Source organism: Clostridium pabulibutyricum (genome assembly GCF_058242705.1).
In genome coordinates this window covers 48992-75990 of the sequence record NZ_JBZAYZ010000007.1, presented here as the reverse complement: position 1 = coordinate 75990, position 26999 = coordinate 48992, and the positions used below count along the sequence as shown (strand labels likewise).

At 34.0% G+C, this 26999-nt stretch carries 31 protein-coding genes and 1 tRNA gene; 3 read left to right on the top strand and 29 right to left on the bottom strand.

All coding sequences use genetic code 11. The annotated features are described in order from the left end of the window. Position 1: 1 nt before the first annotated feature. The 13 genes from AC4CVH_RS09175 to AC4CVH_RS09115 all read right to left on the bottom strand — a co-directional run bounded on the left by AC4CVH_RS09175 (position 2) and on the right by AC4CVH_RS09115 (position 11274). Positions 2 to 556, bottom strand: a complete 555-nt coding sequence (locus tag AC4CVH_RS09175; protein WP_490787457.1) for a DUF1836 domain-containing protein — start codon at positions 554 to 556, stop codon at positions 2 to 4. Between the two features lie 111 nt (positions 557 to 667). After that, on the bottom strand, positions 668 to 1033 hold the full coding sequence (locus tag AC4CVH_RS09170) for a DUF1667 domain-containing protein (RefSeq protein ID WP_490787456.1): 366 nt from the start codon (positions 1031 to 1033) through the stop codon (positions 668 to 670). A gap of 4 nt (positions 1034 to 1037) precedes the next feature. Further along, positions 1038 to 2297 carry an NAD(P)/FAD-dependent oxidoreductase gene (locus tag AC4CVH_RS09165; RefSeq protein WP_490787455.1) on the bottom strand — a complete coding sequence of 420 codons (1260 nt, stop codon included), beginning with the start codon at positions 2295 to 2297 and terminating at the stop codon, positions 1038 to 1040. Positions 2298 to 2359: 62 nt separating this feature from the next. After that, positions 2360 to 3796, bottom strand: coding sequence for an NAD(P)/FAD-dependent oxidoreductase (locus AC4CVH_RS09160; protein ID WP_490787454.1), 1437 nt, complete (start codon positions 3794 to 3796; stop codon positions 2360 to 2362). A gap of 167 nt (positions 3797 to 3963) precedes the next feature. Then, on the bottom strand, positions 3964 to 4818 hold the full coding sequence (locus tag AC4CVH_RS09155) for a bifunctional 5,10-methylenetetrahydrofolate dehydrogenase/5,10-methenyltetrahydrofolate cyclohydrolase (protein WP_490787453.1): 855 nt from the start codon (positions 4816 to 4818) through the stop codon (positions 3964 to 3966). A 16-nt stretch (positions 4819 to 4834) separates the two neighbouring features. After that, entirely contained in the window at positions 4835 to 5467 is a 633-nt protein-coding gene (locus AC4CVH_RS09150; protein ID WP_490787452.1) for a cyclodeaminase/cyclohydrolase family protein, read from the bottom strand. Between the two features lie 30 nt (positions 5468 to 5497). Next, a complete protein-coding gene (locus tag AC4CVH_RS09145) occupies positions 5498 to 7174 on the bottom strand; it encodes a formate--tetrahydrofolate ligase (RefSeq protein ID WP_490787451.1) in 1677 nt (558 codons plus the stop codon). Positions 7175 to 7314: 140 nt separating this feature from the next. Continuing rightward, on the bottom strand, positions 7315 to 7728 hold the full coding sequence (locus AC4CVH_RS09140; RefSeq protein WP_490787450.1) for a universal stress protein: 414 nt from the start codon (positions 7726 to 7728) through the stop codon (positions 7315 to 7317). Between the two features lie 166 nt (positions 7729 to 7894). After that, on the bottom strand, positions 7895 to 8308 hold the full coding sequence (locus AC4CVH_RS09135; RefSeq protein WP_490787449.1) for a universal stress protein: 414 nt from the start codon (positions 8306 to 8308) through the stop codon (positions 7895 to 7897). Between the two features lie 71 nt (positions 8309 to 8379). After that, on the bottom strand, positions 8380 to 8832 hold the full coding sequence (gene rimI, locus AC4CVH_RS09130; RefSeq protein WP_490787448.1) for a ribosomal protein S18-alanine N-acetyltransferase: 453 nt from the start codon (positions 8830 to 8832) through the stop codon (positions 8380 to 8382). Continuing rightward, complete coding sequence (tsaB, locus tag AC4CVH_RS09125; RefSeq protein ID WP_490787447.1) at positions 8825 to 9541, bottom strand: tRNA (adenosine(37)-N6)-threonylcarbamoyltransferase complex dimerization subunit type 1 TsaB; 717 nt, start codon at positions 9539 to 9541, stop codon at positions 8825 to 8827. Before tsaB ends, rimI begins: the two co-directional genes overlap by 8 nt. Further along, positions 9538 to 9999 (bottom strand): tRNA (adenosine(37)-N6)-threonylcarbamoyltransferase complex ATPase subunit type 1 TsaE, encoded by a 462-nt coding sequence (gene tsaE, locus AC4CVH_RS09120; RefSeq protein ID WP_490787446.1) that lies wholly within the window; start codon positions 9997 to 9999, stop codon positions 9538 to 9540. Before tsaE ends, tsaB begins: the two co-directional genes overlap by 4 nt. 24 nt (positions 10000 to 10023) lie before the next feature. Next, on the bottom strand, positions 10024 to 11274 hold the full coding sequence (locus AC4CVH_RS09115; RefSeq protein WP_490787445.1) for an HD-GYP domain-containing protein: 1251 nt from the start codon (positions 11272 to 11274) through the stop codon (positions 10024 to 10026). 191 nt (positions 11275 to 11465) lie between these two features. On the opposite strand from AC4CVH_RS09115, the gene AC4CVH_RS09110 reads away from it, so the two are divergent. Continuing rightward, positions 11466 to 12395 (top strand): metal ABC transporter substrate-binding protein, encoded by a 930-nt coding sequence (locus tag AC4CVH_RS09110; RefSeq protein ID WP_490787444.1) that lies wholly within the window; start codon positions 11466 to 11468, stop codon positions 12393 to 12395. A gap of 121 nt (positions 12396 to 12516) precedes the next feature. Here AC4CVH_RS09110 and AC4CVH_RS09105 read toward each other — a convergent pair. The 7 genes from AC4CVH_RS09105 to asrA form a co-directional block, all read right to left on the bottom strand. After that, positions 12517 to 12592 (bottom strand) — tRNA-Trp (locus AC4CVH_RS09105). A 91-nt stretch (positions 12593 to 12683) separates the two neighbouring features. Then, a complete protein-coding gene (locus AC4CVH_RS09100) occupies positions 12684 to 13388 on the bottom strand; it encodes an HAD family hydrolase (protein ID WP_490787443.1) in 705 nt (234 codons plus the stop codon). Between the two features lie 50 nt (positions 13389 to 13438). Continuing rightward, the gene (gene deoC, locus AC4CVH_RS09095; protein ID WP_490787442.1) at positions 13439 to 14086 is read right to left on the bottom strand and encodes a deoxyribose-phosphate aldolase; all 648 of its coding nucleotides are present in this window, start codon (positions 14084 to 14086) and stop codon (positions 13439 to 13441) included. Between the two features lie 120 nt (positions 14087 to 14206). Then, complete coding sequence (locus AC4CVH_RS09090; RefSeq protein ID WP_490787441.1) at positions 14207 to 15052, bottom strand: undecaprenyl-diphosphate phosphatase; 846 nt, start codon at positions 15050 to 15052, stop codon at positions 14207 to 14209. Positions 15053 to 15233: 181 nt separating this feature from the next. Next, entirely contained in the window at positions 15234 to 16256 is a 1023-nt protein-coding gene (gene asrC / locus AC4CVH_RS09085; RefSeq protein WP_490787440.1) for a sulfite reductase subunit C, read from the bottom strand. 12 nt (positions 16257 to 16268) lie between these two features. Then, on the bottom strand, positions 16269 to 17069 hold the full coding sequence (asrB, locus tag AC4CVH_RS09080) for an anaerobic sulfite reductase subunit AsrB (protein WP_490787439.1): 801 nt from the start codon (positions 17067 to 17069) through the stop codon (positions 16269 to 16271). Then, entirely contained in the window at positions 17062 to 18120 is a 1059-nt protein-coding gene (gene asrA / locus AC4CVH_RS09075) for an anaerobic sulfite reductase subunit AsrA (protein WP_490787438.1), read from the bottom strand. Before asrA ends, asrB begins: the two co-directional genes overlap by 8 nt. Positions 18121 to 18257: 137 nt before the next feature. Between asrA and AC4CVH_RS09070 the strand changes: the two genes are divergently transcribed. Then, the gene (locus tag AC4CVH_RS09070; protein ID WP_490787437.1) at positions 18258 to 19190 is read left to right on the top strand and encodes a LysR family transcriptional regulator; all 933 of its coding nucleotides are present in this window, start codon (positions 18258 to 18260) and stop codon (positions 19188 to 19190) included. On the opposite strand, the gene AC4CVH_RS09065 is transcribed toward AC4CVH_RS09070, so the two are convergent. Next, positions 19171 to 20694 carry an NAD-dependent epimerase/dehydratase family protein gene (locus AC4CVH_RS09065; RefSeq protein WP_490787436.1) on the bottom strand — a complete coding sequence of 508 codons (1524 nt, stop codon included), beginning with the start codon at positions 20692 to 20694 and terminating at the stop codon, positions 19171 to 19173. The genes AC4CVH_RS09070 and AC4CVH_RS09065 overlap by 20 nt on opposite strands. Before the next feature lie 254 nt (positions 20695 to 20948). Here AC4CVH_RS09065 and AC4CVH_RS09060 point away from each other — a divergent pair, with 254 nt between their 5' ends. Further along, positions 20949 to 21503 carry a TetR/AcrR family transcriptional regulator gene (locus AC4CVH_RS09060; protein WP_490787435.1) on the top strand — a complete coding sequence of 185 codons (555 nt, stop codon included), beginning with the start codon at positions 20949 to 20951 and terminating at the stop codon, positions 21501 to 21503. Positions 21504 to 21572: 69 nt separating this feature from the next. On the opposite strand, the gene AC4CVH_RS09055 is transcribed toward AC4CVH_RS09060, so the two are convergent. The 8 genes from AC4CVH_RS09055 to cmr4 all read right to left on the bottom strand — a co-directional run bounded on the left by AC4CVH_RS09055 (position 21573) and on the right by cmr4 (position 26987). Then, positions 21573 to 22100 (bottom strand): O-acetyl-ADP-ribose deacetylase, encoded by a 528-nt coding sequence (locus AC4CVH_RS09055; RefSeq protein WP_490787434.1) that lies wholly within the window; start codon positions 22098 to 22100, stop codon positions 21573 to 21575. Continuing rightward, entirely contained in the window at positions 22097 to 22600 is a 504-nt protein-coding gene (locus tag AC4CVH_RS09050) for a GNAT family N-acetyltransferase (RefSeq protein WP_490787433.1), read from the bottom strand. Before AC4CVH_RS09050 ends, AC4CVH_RS09055 begins: the two co-directional genes overlap by 4 nt. Positions 22601 to 22721: 121 nt before the next feature. Further along, positions 22722 to 22988, bottom strand: a complete 267-nt coding sequence (locus tag AC4CVH_RS09045; protein ID WP_490787432.1) for a CD3324 family protein — start codon at positions 22986 to 22988, stop codon at positions 22722 to 22724. 129 nt (positions 22989 to 23117) lie between these two features. Continuing rightward, on the bottom strand, positions 23118 to 23813 hold the full coding sequence (locus AC4CVH_RS09040; protein WP_490787552.1) for a DNA alkylation repair protein: 696 nt from the start codon (positions 23811 to 23813) through the stop codon (positions 23118 to 23120). Between the two features lie 61 nt (positions 23814 to 23874). Then, positions 23875 to 24276 (bottom strand): GNAT family N-acetyltransferase, encoded by a 402-nt coding sequence (locus AC4CVH_RS09035; protein WP_490787431.1) that lies wholly within the window; start codon positions 24274 to 24276, stop codon positions 23875 to 23877. A 239-nt stretch (positions 24277 to 24515) separates the two neighbouring features. Further along, complete coding sequence (gene cmr6, locus AC4CVH_RS09030; protein ID WP_490787430.1) at positions 24516 to 25640, bottom strand: type III-B CRISPR module RAMP protein Cmr6; 1125 nt, start codon at positions 25638 to 25640, stop codon at positions 24516 to 24518. Further along, positions 25627 to 26049 (bottom strand): type III-B CRISPR module-associated protein Cmr5, encoded by a 423-nt coding sequence (gene cmr5, locus AC4CVH_RS09025; protein ID WP_490787429.1) that lies wholly within the window; start codon positions 26047 to 26049, stop codon positions 25627 to 25629. Before cmr5 ends, cmr6 begins: the two co-directional genes overlap by 14 nt. Continuing rightward, complete coding sequence (gene cmr4, locus AC4CVH_RS09020) at positions 26049 to 26987, bottom strand: type III-B CRISPR module RAMP protein Cmr4 (RefSeq protein ID WP_490787428.1); 939 nt, start codon at positions 26985 to 26987, stop codon at positions 26049 to 26051. The genes cmr5 and cmr4 overlap by 1 nt, the downstream gene beginning before the upstream one ends. Positions 26988 to 26999: the final 12 nt, after the last annotated feature.

The following is a 26999-nucleotide window of genomic DNA, read 5'->3' as shown; positions in this document are numbered from 1 at the left end:
ATTATTCCTTGAAAAATTCGTCTATTATTTTCTCGGCCATTCTTTTTTCTATATTTGCTTTTACTATGAGCTTTATGACGATTATTACAAGATCTTCTATATTTTCGCTGCTGTTTTCTTCATTTTCCTTAAAATTCCCTACAAATTCATCCATCTGTTTTTTCTCTATTTCAAGAAAACTGTTATATATATGCGAAAGATCTTCGTCTCTGTCTTCCCCTGAATTAATGGATTTTACAATTGGCATGAACAATCTTTGTATATCATTTATGGAAAGTATATGTTTCAAATAATATACAAGTATTATAAGTATCATATGCTGCTTGGAATATTTCTTTTTGTTCGGAGGCATGAGTATTCCAGCTTTTGTATAATTGTTTATCATTGTCTTTGTAAGTGCTGTATCATTTTCATTTCTTTTCAAATATCCAAGCTTTTCCTCTATAAAAGTAGTAACCTGATCCATATAAAGATCTATATCCGGTATGCTGTAGAGCTTCAGCTGATCAAACGATGAAAGTTCGTCAAGAAGCTTCTTGAGTTTGTTTTTGTCCATCTCTGTATTCTCCTTATAATATAAATTAAAGCACTAATGCTAATTATAAACAATATAATTATTTGATTCAAATAAAAATAGCCGATACATTACCTTCGGCTATTTTTACTGTTACATCTTGTTTATTTTCTTTGTTGCAATCACATTGACTCCCGTACCAAATATATCATGAATTATCACATCACCAATATTTACAGGTGCTTCCACAACTACACCCTTAAGTGCTCTTATGCAGTCAAATATTTTTCCTTTTGGAATGTCTTTTTCGGTCTTCACCGGTACAACATCTATATCACCATTTTCCACATACACCGAAGATGTAACTATTCTTGTAGGGTTCGTACATTCTTTCTGTCCGTATATTTCTCCACGCTTGCAGGTATTTCCCGCAACTTGTACTACTTTGCCCCCTTCCAATTTTACAAGAAGCTGGCACCCCATTGGACAACCTATACAGGTTAATTCTCTCTCTTCCATTTTGCTATTCCCCCTCTACCTTTATAGTTATACTCCTGCAGTCAGGATGTTTTTCAAATTGTGACTTTAAAAGTTTCACAGTTTCCATCTCTCCAGGTGTAAGTATTCTCTTCTTTACATGCATCTCTCTCGTATCATCAAAATAAACCGATACATAACTTTCTCTGTAAACTTGACCTACTCTGAATCTTACATCTATAAACTTCTCCACATTTTTAGGATTTATATATTTAGGTACACTATATCTTACGCCGCAATCTGTTTTTACTTCTATTTTCTCTCCGGAAAATCTTTTCCCGCTTAAAAATTCAGCCGCACTTTTGCCTGCACTTATGCTCTCAAGAGTTACATTGTCAACAAGATCATGAACGTGAAGTACATTCCCACATGCAAATATTCCCTCTACATTTGTTTCAAGACTTTCATCAACAAGAGGTCCTCCTGTAACGTTTGAAAGGTCAATTTCAGCCTTTCTTGAAAGCTCATTCTCCGGAAGAAGTCCTACTGAAAGCAAAAGAGTATCACATTTTATATATTCTTCACTTTCCTTTACGGGTTTCCTGTCTTCCCCGACCTTGGCAACAGTTACACCTTCCACCCTGTCTTTTCCTTTTATATTTGTTATCGTATGTCCAAGCTTAAGTGGAATGTCAAAGTCATCAAGACATTGAACTATATTCCTTTTAAGTCCGCTGGAATAAGGCATAAGTTCAACAACTGCCTTGACCTTTGCACCTTCAAGCGTCATTCTCCTTGCCATTATAAGTCCTATATCTCCGGAGCCAAGTATAACTACCTCTTTTCCCGGCATATAGCCTTCTACATTTACAAACTTTTGTGCGGCACCAGCTGTATATATTCCCGCACACCTGCTGCCAGGTATATTTATTGCACCTCTCGGTCTTTCCCTGCATCCCATTGCAAGGATAACCGCACCTGCTTCAATTTCCACTATTCCATCATCTTCATTTACAGCCGTTATTTTTCTGTTTTTATCAAGATCAAGGACCATTGTATTGAGCTTATATGGTATATTCATATCCCTTGCCTTGTCTATAAATCTCTGTGCATATTCAGGTCCTGTTAATTCTTCCTTGAAAGTATGAAGTCCGAATCCATTGTGAATACACTGGTTGAGTATCCCTCCAAGCTTGTTGTCCCTTTCAAGTATGAGTACATCATCAACTCCACTTTCGCGAGCGGAAATTGCAGCTGCAAGGCCTGCTGGACCTCCTCCTATTATAACTACATCATGCTTTTCCATTTTCTAACCTCCAACCATTATAATTTATATTGAAAAACAGTAATTCTAGAAAACCTTAAAATCTACACATACTCCTTGTCTTTTCCCACAAGTATGTTGGAATGTTTTCCGAACTTGGTTATATCTTCAGGGGAAACTTTAAGTTCTCTTGCCAGTATTTCCACAACCTTTGGCGCACAAAAACCAGACTGGCATCTTCCCATTCCAGCTCTTGTCCTTTTTTTAACTCCATCAAGCGTCCTTGCTCCCAAGGTCCTATTTATAGCGTTTACTATTTCTCCCTCGGTGACAGTTTCGCACCTGCATATTATCTTACCATATTTATTATCATTTGCTATGAGTTTTCTTCTTTCTTCACTGCTCATTTCCCTGAATTTAGGTATTCCATGCCTTACAGGATTGAATTTTTCATTCTTCTCAGGCTTTAGAATATCAACTACAATATTTCTTATTTCCTCACCTATGGCAGGTGCACTTGAAAGTCCTGGTGATTCAATACCTGCAGCATTTATAAATCCTTTGGCATCTTGAGCTTCACCAATTATAAAATCTCCTCCGGTACTGTGGGCTCTGAGTCCTGAAAAAGACGTTATAACCTGTCTCGTAGGAACCTCTTTTATGCTAAGTCCTGCTCTATCTATTATAAAATCTAGCCCCGAACTTGTAGTTGTGACATCCTTTTTATCTTCAATATCCTCCGCATCAGGACCTACAAGAAGATTTCCATCCACCGTCGGTGTAACAAGAACCCCTTTGCCCATCTTTGTAGGAAGCTGAAATATAGTTTTTGAAACCATGTTTCCAACAGCTTTATCAAAAAGACAATACTCGCCTTTTCTTGGATTTATCTTGATCTTGTTTGAACTAACCATGTTGTTTATGTCATCTGCAAATACACCTGCGGCATTTACAATTAATCTGGTTTCAATTTCATCTTTGTCGGTTTTTATTGTATATGATCCTTCCCTACTGCTGATTGACACTACCTCACTGTCGAATCTAAATTCCACACCATTGTCAGCTGCATTTTCCGCAAGTGCTATTGTCATTTCATAAGGACAGACAATCCCTCCTGTAGGTGCATATAACGCTGCTGTTACATTTTCAGAAAGATTTGGTTCCATTTTCTTTACTTCATCACCACTCAATATTTCAAGATCAGGCACACCATTTTTTATCCCCTGCTCCTTTAACTTTACCAAATTATCCATTTCACTTTTGTCAAAGCACAATACAAGTGATCCTATCCTTTTGAAAGGAAAATCAAGTTCTTTTGACAGATCGTCAAACATTCCATTTCCTTTAACATTGAGCTTTGCTTTAAGAGTACCCGGTTTTGCATCAAATCCAGCATGAACTATGGCACTGTTGGCCTTGCTCGTTCCGTTTGCTAAATCATAATCTGCCTCAAGTACACATACATTAAGCTTATACTTTGACAATTCCCTTGCAACCATACTTCCAACTACCCCACTGCCTATAATTGTTACATCAAACATTGAATATGCCTCCTCTTAATTTTATACACCCTATCCAATCATAAAATGCCAAAAAGAGCCAACTTCAAGACATAAAATGTCTTAAAATTGGCTCTCATAAACTCTGCCATAATGTTATCTTTTTAATACAAGTTCATTCTAACATAAATTTCTAAAATACTCAAGTGTTAAATTTCATGCTGAAGTCTGCAAGCACGGACAACATGTTTTGCAAGAATTGATGTAGTAACAGCTCCAACCCCTCCAGGTACCGGAGTTATCATTCCCGATTTTTCAATGCAGTTTTCGGTGTCAATATCTCCACACAACTTTCCATCATGATCAACATTTATCCCCACATCAATTACAACAGCACCCTCTTTTATGTAATTTGAATCAACCATTTCAGCCTTTCCAACACATGCAACTACAATATCGGCCTCGGAACATACACTACCTATATTTTCAGTTTTAGAATGACATATTGTAACTGTAGCATTACAGTTTAGAAGCAGCATTGAAAGTGGTTTTCCAACAACCATGGAACGTCCAATTACAACGGCCCTTTTTCCTGAAATTTGAACTTTGTAATATCTCAAAATTTCCATTACTGCAGAAGCTGTACAGGGAGAAAATCCAGAAGGTTCACCTTCAAGTATCTTCGACATATTTGCAGGATTAAAACAATCAACATCCTTCAAAGGCTCTATGATATATTTTATTTTGCCTTCGTCGATCTGAGGTGGAAGTGGTCTTAATATAATTATTCCATTTATAGTGCTGTCACAATTCATTTTTTCTATTTCTGCTATAAACTCTTCCTGAGTTATTTCCCCGGTAAAGTTTTTCACTTCAACTTCTATTCCTATACGGCTGCACCTTTTAACTGCACCTTTTTCATAAGAAATATCATCAGTATTTTGTCCAACTCTTACTATAACAAGTTTTGGGATTATACCCTGCGCCTTCAATCCTTCGACTTCTGAAACAAGTTTAGTTGTTATCTCATCTGCCACAGGTTTCCCTTTAATTATCTTACCCATACATTAATCTCCCGTTCTATTCTGAAAGTTTACTTACAACCTGGCCATACACATCTGAAGCCGTCTTTATAATATTATCAAGAAGAGGTTCAACTTCATCTTTGACACATGAAACATACTCCTCGTCCTTTATCAATTTTACATTTATGAGAACATTCAAATATGCACTTTCAGCAGAAGACTTCAAGCATTGAACACCGACACCCACGTCACTGAGCACAAGACTTGAACAAATATTAATTATAGACTTGTGCAGAAGTATGGCATCATACGATCTTCTTATAACCTTCAAAGGAACTTTGCAGGCATTTTTCAAACACTCGTCAAGCACAACTGACTTTTTTTCTTTCTCTTCAATTGTATTTTCTGGAAGCCCATATGCTTTTGAAAGCGGTATAAAATTTTCCGCATCTTCATCAACCATGTCAAGGAACTCTTCTTTCATTTTTCCTGCAGCTTCAATCACTTCTGTAAATCTTTCTGTATATTTCGCATATTTCTTCTTTCCAAGAGTCAAATTACAGACCATGCTTAACAGAGCCGAACCCATTGCTCCATCCAGAGCCGCCGCCCCGCCGCCACCTGGAACAGCAGCTTTGGATGAAAGTTCTTCGACAAAATCCCTGCAAGGATTATCTATAATTTTCATATAATTTCCACCTTTCATTTTATAAATCTTTTAGAACAATCCGCTTATTACCCCGTTGTCATCCACATCAATCTTTTCTGCTGAAGGTACTTTTGGAAGTCCTGGCATTTTCATTATAGAGCCAGTCATTGCCACCAAAAATCCTGCTCCTGCCGATATTGACACATCCCTTACTGTAATTGTAAAATCTGTTGGTCTTCCAAGCTTTGTCTGGTCATCAGTAAGTGAGTACTGGGTTTTTGCTATACATACAGGAATATTTGTGAATCCAAGTTTTTCAAGATTTTTTATCTCCTTATCAGCCTGTTTCGTAAAGCCTACATCTTTTGCACCATATATCTTTTGTGCTATAGCTTTTATCTTGCCCTTTATTGTAAGATCCAAAGGATATGCAAATTCGAACTCGTTTTTTCCTTCATCTATAATTCTCATTACTTCCCTTGCAAGTTCTATTCCGCCTTCTCCACCTTTTTCCCATACCTCGGAGAGTTTGACATTAACTCCAAGTTTTTTACACTCACTTTCAACCAGCTCAAGTTCAGCTTGTGTATCCGTCGGGAATTTGTTTATGGCAACCACTGCAGGAAGTTTGAAAACCTGAGTTATATTTTCTACATGCTTCAGAAGATTTGGCAAACCTTTTTGAAGTGCATCCAGATTTTCACTGTTCAAGTCGGATTTCGCAACGCCTCCATTGTATTTCAGTGCTCTTACAGTTGCAACTATAACTACAGCATCAGGTTTTAACCCGGACATTCTACACTTTATGTCGATAAACTTCTCTGCACCAAGGTCCGCGCCAAAGCCTGCCTCCGTTACTGCGTAATCTCCAAAGTGTTTTGCCATTTTAGTTGCCATTATTGAATTGCATCCATGTGCAATATTTGCAAAAGGTCCTCCATGAATAAAAGCTGGTGTTCCTTCAAGAGTCTGAACAAGATTAGGTTTCAATGCGTCTTTCAGAAGCGCCGCCATGGCCCCCTCTGCCTTTAAATCATGTGCAGTCACAGGCTCCCCTTTTCTGTTGTAACCTATTACTATCTTTGCGATTCTCTCTTTAAGGTCCTTTATATTGCTAGCCAGACAGAAAATAGCCATAATTTCAGATGCAACCGTTATGTCAAATCCGTCCTCTCTTGGATTTCCATTAACTTTTCCACCAAGTCCGTCCACTACAAACCTAAGCTGTCTGTCATTCATGTCAACACATCTTCTCCAAGTTATTCTCCTTGGATCTATGTCAAGGTCGTTTCCATGCTGAATATGATTGTCTATCATTGCAGCAAGAAGATTGTTTGCCGCTGTGAGCGCATGTATGTCTCCTGTAAAGTGAAGATTTATGTCTTCCATTGGAACCACCTGTGCATATCCACCGCCGGCTGCTCCACCCTTTATTCCAAATACAGGTCCCATTGAAGGCTCTCTTAAAGCAACTACAGCTGATTTTCCAAGCCTTGAAATTGCATCTGCAAGTCCTATTGAGGTTGTCGTCTTGCCTTCTCCAGCCGGTGTAGGATTTATGGCAGTACACAATATGAGCTTCCCGTCCTTACCCTTTGTTTTCTTCAGGACATTGTAATCTACCTTCGCTTTATAATTTCCATAAAGCTCTACATCATCCTCCGGTATGTTCAATTTGTTAGAAATGTTTATTATCTTTTGCATATTACACTGTTGAGCTATTTCTATATCCGATTTAAAAGTCATGTCTCTTCAAACCTCCACACTATGTATATTTATAATTAATTGCACAGCAAATTTTTTTAAATTAATTTATATCTTTTATATAAGGAAAGATGAATAACAGCCATAATGCTGATATACATTATGGCCCAACATCTTGAAATTTATTCAGGTACAATAACTATCAATGTTTCTGCATTTTTTACAACTTTTGTAGTTACAGATCCTATCATTTTATCGATACCTTTCTTTGTGGATCTGGTCATTACAATCATGTCAAACTTATCAAGTTTTGCCTTTTTTAAGATTCTATCAGCAGCATATCCGAATGTAGAATATTTACTGACTTCATAACCTGGAAGTTCCATAACACCTTTTTCAAGAATATCTTCGCTCACTTTCTCAGCGTTATACTTTTTATCAACTTCAACTTCACTGCTCATTAGAACTATCTCTACAACATTCATGAGCGTTATTTCAACATCATCTTTTTTAAACATTTTTTTGAGCCATTGAATAGAATGTATACTTCTTTCAGTTCCATCAAGCGGTACAAGTATCTTTTTTTTATCATTCATTTCAACACATCCTCCCATTATACTAATAATATTCTACAATTATTCCTTATTTCCTTCATTTTTAGATTATAAACATTAATTTAAATGTCATATTACTGTATTTTTATAAAAGCAGGCAGCCGCAATATGGATTTCATATTGCGGCTGCCTGCTGAATTAGCATCTTTTATTGCGGAACTATTATAACAATAGTCTGCGCATTTCTAACAACTTTATTAGTTACAGAACCTATCATTCTGGCAAGTCCCTTTTTAGTTGACTTAGTCATGACAATTGCATCATAATTATCACTTTTCGCTTTTGATAATATCTCGTCTGCAGCATAACCAAAAGCACAATATTTTTCAGTTTCATAGCCCTCAATTTTCTTTTTTGCCTTGTTCAAGATATTGTCACTTTCCAGCTGAACACGCTTTATTTCATCATTTGTAACAACCATATCATTTGCTATTACTATCTCTTCCACATTCATAAGCGTTACTGCTACTTCATCTTCCTTAAATATCTTCTTCAACCAATCAAGGGAGTGCATACTTCTTTCAGTTCCATCAAGCGGAACCAAGACTTTTTTCTTTGTCATATACAACACATCCTTTCTTCTATAATAAATATTCTATAAAAACTTTTTAATTCCTCTGCACTGGAATAAATTTATTTTATTCCACGTTTCCACATTATTATAGCATCTTCTTTATTGTCAATGTAATAGTTTTTTCTTACTCCTTCTTCTTTAAACCCAAATTTCTTATATAGATTCTGTGCTATTATATTAGACTTTCTGACTTCAAGGGTAAGTGAGTTTATATTATCTTCCCTGCATATACAAGTAAGTCCTTCCATCAAGATTGTCCCGGCACCTATCCCCCTGTATTCGGGATGTACCGCTATATTTGTTATATGTCCCTCGTCCAATATAATCCACATTCCAGCATATCCTATGACATCATCCACTTTCATGACAGCTATATATTTTGCAAATTTGTTTCCTTCTATCTCCCTTACAATGGATTCCCTGCTCCATGGAGTTGCAAAAGAAAGCCTATCTATTACTTCAACACTGTCAACATGTTCAACTTTCAAAGGAGTTATATATAAATCACTCATGATCTTTCAATTTCGCTTTCATGTCATATTCCCTCTCTGCCTGAGATTTTCTGAGGTACATTGGAGCAAAACTGTATATATCATCACATATTCCTTTTTTAATCAAGCCCATGCCAATCTCACCAAGTGACGAGGCTCTGACAATATTAAGATGCAGAGGTGCAAAGCGCGCAATTTCAGATGCACAACTTACAATATCGGATTTATATTTTACAAGACCGTCACCTATAAAGCACACTTTTTGTTTTTTTACTTTAAGCTTTTCAATAAGTTCCTCCACCGAAATCATCATATATTCGCTTACTCTTTTTATTTCAGTATCTTCAAACTCATAAACAGCAGTGTATACATTTCCTCTAAGTGCATCAATCATGGGGCATACCAGTCCCTTTGTATATGCCATGTTATACGCAAGCGCATCAAGAGAGGATACTGCGGCAAATGGCTTTCCTGTCCCCTGACTAAGCCCCTTTACAACAGCAGCACCAATTCTGAGTCCTGTAAAAGACCCAGGTCCCCTGGATACAACAAACCCATCCATATCACCTATACTCATTCCAACACTTTCAAGCAATCTGTCCACCATTGGCATCAATATTTTTGAATGCTGTTTCTTATAGTTAAAAGTTATCTCTCCGTACAGCTTTTCATCGGAAACTACTGCACAGGATGCCGATTCTGTTGAAGAATCAAGACTCAATATATTCATTCTTTAATTAACTCCTTTATATAATCATATCTTTTACCTGAATACGTTATGACTATTTTCCTGCTGTTTAATACATCAGGAAGATTCTTTTCAATATTTATATCAATATGTTCCTCTGGTATTATTGTTTCTATATATTTGGACCACTCAATAATGCTTACAGCATCACTGAATATGTATTCGTCAAATCCTATAGCCTCTATTTCGTCGGGATCATTGACTCTGTATACATCAAAATGATAAAGCTTTAATCTTCCATCATATTCATTGACTATTGAAAAAGTAGGACTTGTTATCGTATCTTTTATATCAAGTCCCCTGGCAATTCCTTTTACAAAATGCGTTTTTCCAGTGCCAAGATCACCATTCAAGCAAATTATATCACCTTTTTTTAAAATTCTTCCCAACTTCACACCAAAAGTTATAGTATCTTCAACACATCTTGAAATAAATTCCATAAAGTCCCGCCTCTCTGCCTATTGCTATGTTAGAACTCCAACTGCACTCTTTAAATGTTTTAAAGCATCTCTGCATATAAATCCTCCATCAACCATATCATCCATTATCGATAGTGCCTTCTCCACCTTCAGTCCGCACCTATATGGCCTGTCTTCAGTAAGTGCCTGATATATATCGCACACGGCAAGTATCCTGGATTCTTCAGAAAGCTCGGCACCTGTAATTCCTGCAGGATATCCAGCTCCATTTAATTTTTCATGATGGTTTGAAGCCCATTCGCTTATATCTGGTATATCCTCAATCTTATCAAGTATAATTCTTGTATAGTAGACATGTGACTTTATTATATCAAACTCTTCAGGTGTAAGTTTACCATTTTTATCAAGTATCTCAATTGGTATCGATAGCTTTCCTATATCATGCAAAAGCCCTGCTATTTTCATTTTTATGCACTTTTCTTCATCATACTTCATATGTACCGAAACCAGATACGCAAGCTTTGCAATTTGTTTTGAATGTTCTGCTGTAAATTTACTCTTATTATCTATAATATTTGCAAATATCTTCGCAATTTCTTCAAACTCATACAAATTAAAATACACATCAAGTTTAGGTTTTACTCTATTTATAACTATATCCATAAAGGATATATTCTGCATATCAAACCAAAAAATATCCTTGGAAGAAATATTCACAAAAGCTTCAACCAGATACTGCGAAAATATTTTTCCCGAATTACCCCTTACCCAGTCAAGTATCCTTTTTTTCTGCTTGAAATACTGCTTATCTTCCCTATATAGAAGTTCAGTCAAATCAGAAATTCTTATTATCTGGCTTTCAAGAGGAATATTATCTCCTTTCAATCCAAGAGCACCGGTTCCATTAAAGTTTTCATGATGATACAATATTATTTTCGATATTTCGCTGAATCTTGGGAAACTCTCAGTTATACTGGCCCCCACAAGACAATGTTCCTTTATAAACACATCAGACGAATGGCTTTCTCTAAGAGAGTTGGCTGCACCAATGTCGTGAAGAAGAGCCACTGTATAAATCATTTTTTTTCTTTCTTCCGTTAACTTTAAATAATTCGCAATTTGAAGAGCAATGTACGCAGTTCTCTGTGAATGATTTATAAATCTATGATTAGAATAATTTACATTAGTTATTTTCTCTATTATCGGATCTGCACTACTACTCGCCCTGCTGCTCATTTGAGCCAGATCAAGAGCTACTGACATGGCCCTTATTATTTTATCCATGCTTATCTTCATATTCAAACCCCTCAACTCTGTAATCAATTATAATTTTATCACAATAAAGCGGATTATGATAAATAATTTTTATTAAAAATGGCTTAATTTGTAATTGAAGAGTGCCGTGAAAGTTACTATTTGCATTGTTAAAGTACATTATGTAAAATGTATTTATTGGTTCTATATAAAATAGTGCAGAGGTGACCAACTTGAAAAAATTTTTGGGTCTGATTTTGACTATACTGCTTCTAGGTACTACTTCATGCAGTTTTTTACAAAACAATAGCAAAAAAGAATCAGACGAATATAATCCCTCCGTGGATACAAGTGTCAAACTTGATATAATGACAACCGACAAACTGCTGTATTCAACGGTAAAAACCATAGTAAAAAACAAGCATACAGTAAATTATATGTTTAAAAATAGATATGATGAACTAAACTTTGATTTCACATATGACAGCCTTTCAAACGTTTCAAGGAATGATCTCTTCATATATGTAGGTTCCGGATATGAACCCTGGATAGATAATTTTGTAGAAAAGTTGAACAAAAACAAGGTTGGGATAATAAATTCATCCAGAGGTGTAAGACTTCTCTCATACGAAAATCCCATAAAATACAAAAACACGACTATAAACCAAAATCCATACTATTTTATGGATATCAGCAATTACAAGGTGATGCTTGTAAATATAAAAAACTCGGTAGAAGATAAAGATCCCCAGAACAGATCCTTGTATGAAAAAAATTTTTCAGCTGAATTAAAAAAACTTTCAGCCTGTGAAAAACAAATAAAAGACATAGATAAAAACTTGACAGGTTGTAATTTTATAACTTCAAGTGAAACTTTAAAATATTTCACCAACTACAATAATCTTAACATGCTTGATATAAACACAGGCAAAGACAACAAAATAATGCCTTCAGATCCAGAAGAGGCAGAATCAGTAAGGGAGAAGTTAAAGTCCAATACAATTTTTCTGTATACAGATGATTTCGAACTTAAAGCAAACTACGATACAATAAAAGAATTTAATATCAAGACTGCAAAGATAAAGCTTTTCGATGGTACGGAAAGTTATGAAAATGTAGTTAAATATAATATGAATGCTTTAAAAAAATATATAACAAAATAAGTCATCATGACAAAATCAAAGAGAGGTTTGCAGAAATGCAAATCTTTTGCTTTTCAATTAGACAACCAAATCAAAATTATATAAAAAAGCTTGTGAACCATCCGGTTCACAAGCTTTTGTCTGGCAGGGGTAGAAGGCTTCGAACCCTCAACCAATGGTTTTGGAGACCACTACTCTACCAATTGAGCTATACCCCTATAAAACAAAAATCAACAAATAATATTATAATATAGAAAAGTTTGTCCGTCAAGGATAAATTTGAAATTTGCTTTAATAAATACAAATAGTCTACCTGCCGTTTATATATTTAATAAAGGGAAGTAGTTCTTTTCCAGTTTGGATCTCCTTATCAGCCATGTTTGTAGATTGCGGGCACCTACGCTGTCTATGATTAAACCATATAGTGTGCCATCCTGCCTGACTGGCTCCTGTGACATCCATCTCATATGTATCTCCTATATACCATGTATTCTCTGCTTTAATACCAAGTCGGTCTTCCAATACCTCAAATGCATGTACATCCGGTTTCTGATAATCAATTTCCCCAGAAATGAAAATTTTATCAGCCTCAAACCAACGCTCCAATCCTAAAAATGCCACCTTTTTTCGCTGCCCCCTGCTGCTGCCATTAGACAGGGCAGCAATTGGAATCTCCTCCTGTTTGCAGTAATCCAGTATATCCACCATAAAATCAAAAACTTCTATTTCTTTTTGATGGAAGCGATATCTTGCTTCAAACAAATCACCTTCAGTTTTGGATATATCAATTTCTGCATCTTTATATGTCATTTTCATTCTCTGGTAGAAGGCTTCTTCTGATGGAATCAATCCTTTTTTCTCCTTCTCTAATATATTATCAGAATAAATTCTCGATTTCATGAAAAGCTCGGTACAGTCCATGTCAGTCTTATCTTTAAAAAGTTCATCATGCGTTCTCTCAAACGGCTCCATTAAGTCATATAATGTATCATCCATATCAAAAACAAGATTCATATCCTACTCCCCTTATGCTAGTTGTTTTCATTATCATATCACACACAGTATTATTTTTCATATGACATAAGGGCAACCCCACTGCTGGTTCCTATACGATCTGCTCCAGCAGCAATCATTTCTTTCAAATCTGAACTTGAACGAACACCACCGGCCGCTTTTATTTTTGCCTTTCCTTTTACTGCATCACGCATAATTTTTACAACTCTAGGATTTGCACCAGCAGTACTAAATCCTGTACTGGTCTTTACAAAATCAGCTTTAGCTTCTACAGTAAGCTGACTTGCCTTAACAATTTCTTCATCTGTCAAAAGGCATGTTTCAATAATATTTTTAACAATTTTTCCCTTCGCAGCTTCAACCACCATCTCGATATCTTTTATCACAGCATCATAATGTCCTGCCTTTAGCTCGCCAATATTCATAACCATGTCAATTTCATCTGCACCATCCTCCACTGCCTGAGCTGTCTCAAAAGCCTTTGCCTTGCTGGACATTGCTCCAAGAGGAAAACCTACCACTGTGCAGACTTTTACATCACTATCTTTCAATTTTCCGGCACAAAACGGAACCCAGTACGTATTTACACATACGCTGGCAAAATCATATTCTACTGCTTCCCTGCATAACTTCTCAATTTTATCCTGTGTGGCATCTGCCTTTAATAGTGTATGATCAATATATTTGCTTGCTTTCATATCGCATATTCCCTTTCAAAAATATATTTTTTGTTTTTATTATATATCTTTAGTCCATACAAATAAAGCATTGTTATAGAAGGTTTCACTCCACCTTTGCTTGTGAAATATACAGATGATTTAAATCAATCCCTTAATTCCTGCAAATAAAACCACCACTGCAAATATCATTCTGTATATTGCAAATATCCTCATCGGTTTTTTCTTCAGATATGAAATAAATTTATCTATTACTATTAAAGCCACCAAAAATGAGACTAAAAATCCTGCTGCAAGAGATATAATCTCTGGAGATGTAAGTGTAAATATACCTCCTATTTTCAATATTTTCAAAAAGCTCATTCCAACCATTACTGGTATAGCCAAGAAAAATGAAAATTCTGCTGCTGCAACTGTTGAAAGTCCTGAAACCCATCCTCCAATAATCGTAGATGCTGATCGTGACATTCCAGGTACTATAGCAAGACACTGAAACAGCCCGATTATAATTGCCTGTTTTACTGTAACATTTAGCTGATTATATTTCGAGGTATTGTTTCTAAATTTATTTTCAGCATATATCATCCATATACCTCCTAAAAACAGAACTACAGCTACACATATTGGTGTAAACAGGTACTTATCAGCCAAATCATCAAGAAGTATTCCAAATACTCCTCCTGGTATACATGCAATAAATATTATAAACCAAAATCTAAACCCTGATCTTTCATAACCAACTTTAGCTGGAAAAAAATTTACAAGAGTGTCTTTTATTTTGTTCCAATATAATATAACTACTGCAAGTATTGCTCCAAGCTGTATTACATATGTATACATTTCAACATAATTAGAATGCGTCCCTTTAAATGCCATCAAGTTCTCAAAAATGACCAAATGTCCTGTTGAAGATACCGGCAAAAATTCTGTTATACCTTCTATAACTCCTAATATTGCAGATTTTATTATAAAAAATATTGTATCCATTTAATCTTCCCTTCCAAATTTACTATTTACGTTTTTAAGTCTAGTTTAAGGACAACGCTTATCCCTATAACATAATACCATAAATCTAACTTTGTAATTTGGACATAATTTAAAACTTCACCATACATATCATAAAATCTGCATGATGAAGTTACTGATCATATAATTATCTTATAAATTTTTATTTTACATTAACATGCTTGCTCAGCTGTTTAACATGTATATTACTTCTGTACTCAGTTTCAGTCCAGTTTATATTTTCTGCAATCATAGCTTCTGGATTAAGTTTTACACCATCAAGCATAAACTCCTTAAATTTCTGGTATCCTGCCCTGTCTATAAGATGCCCGCCATGAATATATATAGGTTTTCCTCCAAGAACCCATTCCGAAAATTTAGGCCAATTTGACATTATGGCAAGTACACTATCCTCTGTAAGCCAATTTGCAAACATCTTTCCCATTCTAGGATACTGTTTACCTGTTCTTCCTCCTAATATTATCTTGTAGAAATCCTTGTCAGGTCTTCTCCATGCACCTGTAGGACATGCAACTACGCATTCACCGCAACCTACACAACAACATTTATCCTTATCAATTTTTCCAGCATCATTTAAAGAAAGAACACGTGTTGCTGCCTTTTCACACTTTTTAGCACAGCTACCACATCCTATACATCTATTAATGTCATAAATAGGTTTTGTACATCCTATTATGCCAAAATCCTGAAAGTGACCCTTTCCACAATCATTAGGACATCCTGATATTGAAATTTTTATATGATATGGATTTGGATAAATTATTTTTTCGAGCTTATGGGCAAGATTTTGTGTATTTACATTTGCCTTTATACAGTGAATCTCACCTATACATGCCATTATATTTCTAGGTGCAATATAAGGATATCCATCTTTAATTTCCATATCCACTCCGCATATCTCTTTCTCAATTGCTTCAAGATAAGGCTGTATATAATCATTAACTTCAGGTATATCTTTTGCCTTTATCCCAGGCGAATTGAGAGTTTGTCTTGATCCGATATGAAAAGATCCATTTCCCCATTTTTCACATACATATTTTATAACATCTAACCACTTTGCATCTATAACCGCTCCCGGGACTCTCAGTTGAAGCATAAATTCTCCCGGTACTTTAGACTGTCTGAAACAATTATTTCTTAATTTTTTTATATTACAATCTTCCAATTAAAGCACCTCCTAATCTATTAATTTCTTTGCCATTTCATAGTTGAAAACAGGTCCATCAAGACATACGTAAGTCTCATCTATTCTACAGTGGCCACATTTTCCAATAGCACAAGACATTTTTCTTTCAAATGACATCCATATCTTATCTTTCAAAACATTATTTTTAATCAATTCTCTGCCAACAAATTTCATCATTACTGGAGGTCCAACTACAAGACATTCATAATCATCACCAAAAGATTTAAACGGGATATTCTTTATGAAGTTTGTAACCATGCCAACTTCCCAATCTTTATACTTTTGTTTATCTAAAGTATATGTAGTATGAAAATTTTGTGCATTTTTCCATCTTTTAAGATCACTTCTAAATAAAATACTATCAGGATTTTTAAAACCTAAAATCAAATAAACTTGCTTTGCATGTTCTTTTTTCTCAAACAATTCATTTATAAGACTTTTTACCGGTGAAACCCCTGTTCCTCCTGCTACAATTACAATATTTTTATTCTTCATTTTTTCAAAGGGCCATCCATTTCCATAGCATCCCCTAAGGAAAATGTTATCTCCCTCTTTCATAGAAAATAATTTATCTGTAACCTTGCCTACTTTTCTTATAGTAAAATCCGCATATCCTTTTCCAAACCCACTTAAAGATATAGGTGCTTCACCTATTTTAGGAATTGAAAGCTGCATAAATTGTCCATGTTTCACAGGAATATCACTCTCTACACGAAAAGTCCACTCAAGCTCTGTTTCCGGAATTATTTTTAATATTTTATGAGGTTCCGGTTTTACTGGGTTTTTAAACATTTTCAACGCCTCCTTGTCTCTTTATTTCATCTATAGCTTTACACAACTTATTTAATGTCTCTGGATAGCTTATAAGTTCAGGACACCTTGCAGAACACCTGCCACATCCTACGCACATTGGCCCTTCTTTGAATCTTGCATTATATCCATAGACTTTATGAAGAATTTTATATCTATATCTTTCTGATACTTTTTTTCTAAAAGAATTTCCGCCTGCAACTTCATCAAAATTTTCCAACATACATGAAGAACAAGTTCTTCTTCTTTCACCTATATTTGCATTTTGTGTATATAATATATCGGTAGTTTCAAAGCATGTACACGTACTACATGCAATTGTACAGGCTCCACACCCAATACATCTGTCCTCAAACTCCTCCCACATAGGATGATTCTTTATTTTATTTGCCATGTCTAAATTTTCTATTGCAGGGAAGTTAACTTTAAGCTTATTTTCTCGAGGAAATTTAATCTTATAATCAGATGGGTTGCAATTCTTAAAATATTTTTCAAATTTTTTCTCTTTTATTTCCACTTTATTTATATTTTCTCCAAAAGAGACTGCAATCGAATACATGTCCGTTATATTTGTTCCAGTACTGCAGCAGAAACATCCATCAAATTCATGAGAACATTCCATTAATGCAAATTTAACTTTGTCTCTTATCCTTTTATAAAAGAAATCTTCTTCATTTCCATTTTCTAAATAAATTTTATCTTGAATCTTAATAGAGTTAATATCACATGCTCTTCCAAATATCAAAATATCTTTTTTATCATTTATCTTGCTTTCTCTGTATTCATCTTCAGTAAAATAGAAAAGTGTTTGAGTTATAGGAGTAAGAACTTCCTTCATAGGATAGGTAGACCTATTAAGATATTCTATTTCATCATATTTTTGAATTCTTTTATAAATAATCGAATCCTGTTTAGCATATCTTCCACCTCCCTTAATTTTTACGGGAGCGTAAATTTCATACTCATCTTGTAAACTTGAAAATAAATCATCCATCTCTTTTTTAACAAGCTCATAAGTCTTTGAAATATCCACGTTAACAACATCCTTTCTAAAATTTATCTATATAAAAAATTATATTCCTTGATATTTGTTTTGTAAAATGCTAAAGTTATTATAATAACATAGTATTTTATGCATATATATTTTTATAAACTGGAGGAAACTCATATATGACTATAAGAGACTTGGAGATTTTTGTTACTGTAGCTGAAAACGGTAAAATAGGTACTGCTGCAAAAAAGTTATATATATCTCAGCCTACAGTTAGCCATGCTATATCACAAATAGAGGAAAAATACCACGTAAAACTATTTGAACGGCTTTCAAGAAAACTTTACATTACAGATGTGGGACGGGAATTTCTAAATTATGCCAGACATATTCTCGCAAACTTTCGTGAAATGGAACATTATTTAAACCATGCCTCAGAACAAATATGCATATACATAGGTGCTTCACTCACTGTTGGAAGCTTCTTCCTCGGCAAAATAATATCGAAATTTGAAAATAGGAATCCAATGATAAGCACCAGAGTCTACATAGATAATTCTAAAAATATAATCAAAAAAATATTTGAAGGTACAATAGACATAGCTATAATAGAAGGATATATAAATTCCGAAGATATTATATCAGAAGAAGTGTATCAAGATGAAATGGTTATTATATGTGGTAGAAGCCATCCTTTTGCTAATAAAAAATGTGTCTGCCTGTCTGATTTAAAAAACATGGATTTTGTACTCAGAGAAGAGGGTTCCGGAACCCGCGATTTCTCAATAAATCTCACAGAAAGGCGCGGAATTCCTATAGTAGAAAAGTGGGTATGCCACAGTTCAGATTCAATAATAAATATAGTAGCTGCAGGACAAGGAATATCAATTATATCAAAAAGTTTAGTAATTAATCAAAATAAAGTTGTACAGATACCCATTAAAGATTTTCCTTTATATAGAAGTTTTAAGATAATTTATCACAAAGATAAATACATATCTTCTCCAATAAAAAAATTAATAACAGAAATAAAACATGACTTTAATTCTGAGTTTGTGGATATAAGAAATAAGGACGTAAAAAATTTATCACTTAAACATCCAATTCAGTAACGATTTTTTTGTATTTGCTCTCCGGTTCACTCGCATCATGAAGTGGATTCCAAACCTGAGCGAAAAACGGATCAACTTTTGCTCTGGCAGAATAATTCCAGCTTTCCCTTTCACAGTGAGGGCACCAGTGACCACCTTCCAAAACCAGACGTGGGCTTGCCTCAAACTCATGCCCAAAGGCACACTTGAATTTCAGTTTGCCATTCCATTCGCCTTTGTTCATACTATTTGACAAGCATTTTCCTCCCCTAAAAACAGCGGCACCTTTCATATCTGAAAGCTCCAGTTCACTTTCCATCTTGCTTTCATCATATCCATGATCAAGTCTGATGACTTTACCCCAATCTGTAAAATGCTCAAAGTCATTGATATTATCGGGAAGTTTCTCCCAATTTTTCCGGCTTCCCCAGTAAGCGTCAATTTTGTCCTCCATATTATCCTCAATGAAACGTACCGTTCCATGTTCGGTTTTGGCATACTTCAAAAACATTTTCTTCATGATATTACCCATGATCCTCTGTCCACCTGGCAGCTTGCAGATAAACCGTGACAGAACCGCCGTAGAGCCGAGATTTTTAATATATTCGTCGTAAAAATACTGTATGGAATCATGTCGAAAATGTAGATAGTTTTCCAATTTATCCGAATCAAGGTAATACTGTCCGTGAAAATTACAGGTAGCATACCATTTCAGATTGATTACATATTTTAAGTCCTTAAAGCCAATTGCCCCATACATATCCTTGTACATGGTGTAAGTATCCACCCGACAGCTTTCACCGCCACCGATATTGTAAATATGTCCCCAAAACTCCTTCGCCAGTTTTCCTGTGCAATTGTAGAGGGCAAGGTTACGCAATAGAATCCCTGAATCTCGGTCGGATACGTATTCCAGAACATTGTCGAGACAGTTATGGAACATAATGGGATCCCGAATTTTGCTCATGGCAGGCCCCATAATACCAGTCTGGCGAAGACTTACCCAATATTTGAGTCCCGATTCAATTAGAAGGCGTTCTGCTGCTATTTTAGATACGGCATAGTAATCGAACATGCTTGGCTTGATGGGATCACCGACGCGTCCCCAATGGATTGGTGGCATCCGGTCACCGGTTTCAGCAACCGTTCCGATGGATACGAGCTTCACAGAATTCTGCCTGCCCTGTTCTTTAATTGCCTGTATAAGATTTTTCATTCCACCGTAATTGACCTTCATTGCAAGTTCAGGGTGGTAATCTGCAGCAGGAGACACCAATGCTGCAACATGCAGAATGATATCCGCATCTTTTACACAATTATAAACATCATCGTAATTTGTAAGGTCACCCCAACGAATAGAGAGTCCTTTTCTGTTTTCGTAGCCCTCCAGTTTCTTTCTATCACGTTCCGTATTCTGAACTAAAATCACAACATCCTGTTTATCGGTATCTTTCAGAATCTCGTTCAGACCGATAAATCCCATGCTGCCTGTAGCTCCAGTTAAAAACACTCTTTGCCTTTTCATGGTTATTCCCCTTTCATTCGATGTCTGAACTTTATTGTATAAAACATCAATACAGCCACCCCAACTGCAAATACGAAGTCCTCGCAATCCGTTGACTGCTGCATGCATTAATATTATAATAATGACACTGTGTCGCTTTTACAACCATCAGTTTATATTAAAATGCTGTGCAATCAACACTTTAAGTAAATCTGTCGGAATAACAACACAAATAATAAAATTGGTGTAAGCTAAGATAAGGAAGTGTATCCATTATGGTTCAAAAAACAAACCAAAGAGTTAAACTAACCAACCAACTACTCAAAAACAGTTTGGTGGAACTTATGCATGAAAAGCCAATTGGTAAGATCACAATAAAGGAAATTTGCAAAAACGCCGAAATCAATCGTTCCACCTTCTATTCGTATTTTACCGACCAGTACGCATTGTTGAGCGAAATTGAAAATGAGGTTATTGATCATGCACAAAATCATTTAAAAAAGATTGATTCCAATGCTGACAGTATAAAATATTTAGAGGAGTTGTTATCTTATATCAAAGGGCATGCAGACATTTTCCGAACGCTGTTGTGTCAGCAGCAAAGCCTGTCGTTTCAATCGGCATTTGTTGAAGTTTCTTTTCTCAACTTAAAATTGAATCTTTCTCTCAACTGTTCTGAATTCGTTGCAGGTTACGTCTACAATTATTTGATTATGGGTTGCCTTAGTATGATTAAGCAGTGGATTGAAGCAGATTTCGATATGTCAAGTAAGAATTTGGCAGACTTGATTTTTCGCTTATCAGACAAAGCTGCATCCGTGGTTTATTAGAATTGATGTTGCCAAATCTTTACTCGGTATATATTTATAAATATATATGCTAACTTCTCACATAAAAAGCTATAATAATTTTAAATATATTTTGTAATTTTCATCATCAAAACAAGCAAATATAACCTTTTTAATACTTGTATTTGTTGATAAATAGCTTTTTACTGATTTTATGGCCATGCCTGCCGCTGCTTCTTTTGGAAATCCATATATTCCCGTACTTATATTAGGAAATGCAATAGTTTTAATATCATTTTCTTCTGATAATCTTAGACTATTCATATAACAATTTGATAATAATTTCTCCTCGTCATTATTTCCACCCCTCCACACAGGACCAACTGTATGAATAACATATCTTGCCTTTAGAAAGCCTGCTGTAGTTATAACTGCTTCACCTGTGCTGCAGCCACCCTGACTATTTCTTATATTTATACATTCTTCAAGTATCTGCTTTCCACCAGCTCTATGAATGGCTCCATCCACTCCACCGCCGCCAAGCAAACTGCTATTTGCCGCATTCACAATAGCATCTACATTTAGTGTTGTTATATCCTGTTTTACAAGATATATTCTGTCTTGGTTTTCAATACTCATCCTCTCATCTCCCAAAAATAATTTTCACTATCCTCATTATATTTTATAAAACCGCTCTTTTGCAAAACTTTTTGGGATGCAGTATTTTTCTTTTCCGTTTCTGCAGTAACTCTTAAAGTGTTTTTCTTATCCATTGCCCATATGCAAATCGATTTAACTGCTTCTGTCATATATCCACTGCATCTGTATTTTTCATTAATACCATAGCCAAGTTCAACACTTCCACTGTCGTCGGGACTTCCCATAAAACAGGCACTTCCAATGGACAAATTATATTCTTTCAATATAATCTGCCAGTTCGTATACCAAAAATAATCTTTTGAATGTTCTTTAGCTTGCTCATAAAGTCCTTCCATTGCCTCCTGAGTATGTTTATCAAGCCTTTCACCTGAACTATTTAATTTGAGTGCATTTTCCATATTCTCTGTTCCAATTAAGAGAAGTTTGAACTGTTCCAAATTCAATGGACATATAATCAGTCTTTCAGTTTCCAGTTTCATTTCAATACCTCATTTCTTTAAATATATTGTAATTATACTATGTGCAACTTTTAAAGAATAACCTCCAAAATTTTTCAGAATTAAAAAATCGCCTTCAGCTTTGTGCTAAAGACGACTTTAACTATTTCACTTTCGATAAAATTTTTTGTATGGTTTTAGGAGATAGATAGTAGATTTTTGATAAGTGTTTTATAGATTCTCCTTTTCTGTATCTGATGTAGATTTCAAGGTTTCTGTAAAACAACATATTTTTGCTTCCATTTTTCTCTCCCCAGGTTTTTCTGTTGCATTGTTTTCTCGGTATATAAATATATTCTCCATCAATATAATCTTGAATTTGAAGTACAAGTTCTGATGACAATACGTCCGCTGCTTTTTTATAGCCCAATTTAGTGCTCCTCCTAATGTGTATTTTTAGGATTGAGCAGAGGCTATTTTACACTGTGCAATAGCCTCTGCTATGCACAAGCAATCAATGTTAACACAAAAATTCTCCTTCTTTCTCAATAATTCATAATCAGGCTATGGTACTTTTCCTCTTCATGCTCCTGATAACAGCTTTTGTACTCTTATCAATTCTAAAAGATTCTGTTATTTTCTGAAGGGATTTATTGTATGTAAAGTCATCTAAGGAATTATTGTTTAAATACACCATAGTTTTATCTGGAAACTTTATATAACAAATTGAAACTGCCCAGGCAACAGCCATTTTAACATAGTAACCCTCATGCTTTATTTTATCTAATTCTTGAAGCACACGGTCTATATAGCTTTCGTCTACATAAAAATCAAGCAACACTACAACCCCAAATCTAATGTAGAATTCATGACTTGATTTTAAATACGGCTGCACAAACTCCCACACCAATTCTTTATTTTTCTTTATAAATTTAAGTCCACTGCAAAAGCTGTCACAAATTCCCCAGCCATTAATTTTTGGAATAAACTTTTGTATAAGTTCAAGTCTTTCTTTGGCATCAATTTTTACGCACCCTATAACCATTCCTTGAAGCATTATTTCTTCATAGTATTCATCTTCCGCTGTTTTTAAATACTCCCTCCAGTCTCCACTCGCTATTTCTTTTGCAAGCTTTCTTAGATTTGGAATTCTAACTCCCACTATTTCGGAATTGCTAGCTAAAAGTTTGGTGTGAAATTCTTTATATTTTTCATCTTTTAATTCAAATATTCTTTTTCTTACTTTGTCTGTTATATTCTTAGGCATTTGATTCTCCTTGTGTGGATATTGTTAAATCTTACAATTAAATTACAGCTTATCTTCCCAAAATATTTCCCTGTATATTATCAGAGATTAACTGCTTGGAAAATTTAAAATGAAAGTTATGCATACCTTCTCTAATGTAAAAACGATGTGTATCTTCACGAAGTTGATTACAGTCAACTTCAATTTGTAAACATTTAGTATCTTTTGCAATCTTGCAACTTTGAAAAAGCATTTCTTTTCCAATTCCCATATTTCGGCATTCAGAATCAACTACAAATTCGAGTATCTCAGCTATCTTCCCTGCATGATGGAGTTGCTCTTTAAATCGCATATTTAACTCACCAATTACCCTATTGTCTTCTTCACAGACAAGGCAATAATAATGGCTATCATTAAGTTGGTTTTTATAGATTTTATGGAATTTGTCATATGGAAGTTTCTTATTCTCCATATCACATACCAGCGCATAAATCTATCTGCAATCCTCTAAAATACTTTTTCTATATATCATATAAAATTCCCCCTATAAATAAGTTCAAATACAATTCAACTTATATTATTTAAGATATAAATAGTACTCTTTTATATTCTAAAAATTTTATATACATCTATACTTAATAAGAATTTCATTAAATCATATCTACAAAATATAATTTAAAAATATTTTGTTATTGATAAATCTATCATCTATCACTTCATAATGCTACTTATCAATTTTGATACTTCTTTTTTCTGTTTACTGTTAAATTTATTAAAATTTTCAAAGTAAAAATCTTTTATTTTTTCTTTTAACAAATCTCTATCAGTGATCTTTTTAAGTTCCAATAGTTTATCTTCAATTGTGATATCTTTTTCTGATATCTTTTTATCTATCTCAAATCTTCCATATCCAACTGAAGTTTTTGCTCCTAATCCATGCTCTATTAGAGTATCTTTCAACAATTTTGTCACTTCTTCTTTAAGTTTATCATAATAACCTTTAAACTCTTTTCCAAAACTATTTAAGTAATCCACACATCTTTTTTTATCTAAAGCTAAACAGAATTTAAATTTTTGATCGTCTAAAATATGATAAATATTAGGGATTATTTTACCATCATCGGTAGGTAAATTTCTGCTTTTATTGTTTTTAGTATAATAGTTATTATAGTGTGGTGTTATTACATCTTGTTCTAATTTAAAATTTTCCTCTAATTCAGGAAAAACATCAAAAAATACTGTTCCACCCTTACAATTATCATTATTTTCAATGTCTTCTCCAAATATCAATTTATAGAACACCTTTAAATACTCTTCTCCAAATTTCCTAGTTTTTATATCATAATATTGACTTAAAAAATAGTTTCTCATACATCCTTTAATTGCTTGACCAGGTATGTAAGGTATACCATATACATGATGAATAGTTATGGATTTTTCTAAGACACTGGAGTTTCCAAAACCAATTATAAGTTTATGTGCCGTAAATTCAAACACATCTTCTGTAGAACCATCTAGTATTAAATCCAATTTATACGATTTACAATAGTTCTTTATATATTTAAGATATTTGTCTATAATTTCTTTATTAATTTTATTGTTATTTGATCTATTGGGTTTCCCAACTACTTTAACTCCGTTCCCACATCCTAAAAATTTACTTTTTTCTTGATCATAACGCAAGAATTTATTTATAAGATAATTTAAATTAATATTATTTATATTATTATTTCTTATATTTTTATTATTAGAATTTAAAATATCACAAAATATAGGTTCTTCAGAATGGTTATATTTTTTATATGGTTTATTTTTAGAATTACTATACTGCTTCATTTGTTTCACCCTTCTTATCTTCAATAATACCATCTGCAAATTTAATTAGCCAATCTAATAATGAAATAATATCTAATGTAATCTTCCTGTATTGTTTTGAATCTTTTTCAAGTAAAAACTCTACAAATTTCTTTAAATCTTTCTCATGAAAATTCAGGATATTTATATCACTATTTTCTATATAATTTTCAATAATGCCTTGTATTTTTCCATAACTATTTTTCTCTTTACCGTTTTTACTTTTCTTAAGTATAAATAATAAAGTTGCTATAAGTCCATTTGTGTAAATATACGTTGGCAATTGCCTTAAATCACTTTTAAAATTTTCACATTCTAAAACATCATCTTGTCTAATACTTTTAAAAGCAAAAATTGCCTTTTCCCTATTAATGCTTTTTACCTCTTCCATTAATTATTTTCACCGTCCTTTTTATCCTCCTTCTTAAATTCATTTACTTCAACTATACCTTTACCAATAGTAGCATTGCCTCCTATTTGAACAATATATGGAAATAAATTTAAATACTTTTCATACATGCCTTTACATTTATCCTGTTTAATTCCATTTTTTAAAGTTAAAAAATAGAGAATACTCTCAGATGGTAAATACTCTTCTGTAAATGGGCCACTATTAGCAACAGTACCAGTTTCATACTCTATCTTATTTCTTGTTATAATGTCTCTAGTCAAATTTATCATTTCAATAAAATCCGTATCGGATATTACTACTACATCCATTTCACTTTTTAAATTTATTCCATGATTAGTAATTAAGTCCTCGATCACACTATATTCATCATTTTTATCAATTTCAAATTCATATTCAGCTAATATTATAGATTTATTATTTTCACTACTTCTACTTAGTAAAACACATTTTCCCTCAGATATTTTAGGTGCCATGCTGATATTTATTTTTTTACTATTATTATATTGAACAATATCGTTATTACATTTTTTGCCAGAGTCTTGTTTTTTAATTTCTAACTTACATAACTCAATATCTTCCAAAAATCTGTTTATTAAGTACGGACATGTTACATAAGAAAATAGTGTATTTATTGATATAATTGGATAAAACAATAATTTAGCATCTGTAAAACCCACTAGGCCTGCACTTTCATTTCCATTTTCCGGTCCAAATATTATATTTACATCTAATTCTTTATCATCTTGAATTCGACATAACTCTCTAAGACTTCCTTTTAAAGAAGATCCTTCAATTTTAGGAATCCCTGTATGTTTTTCCTTCTGTATTGGCATATCTATAAGCCCTAATGCTCGTCCATTTCCCGCATGAACGGGTGTGATTGATCTAATAATCATTGCATTTGCTTCTACAAACATTTAATCTACTCC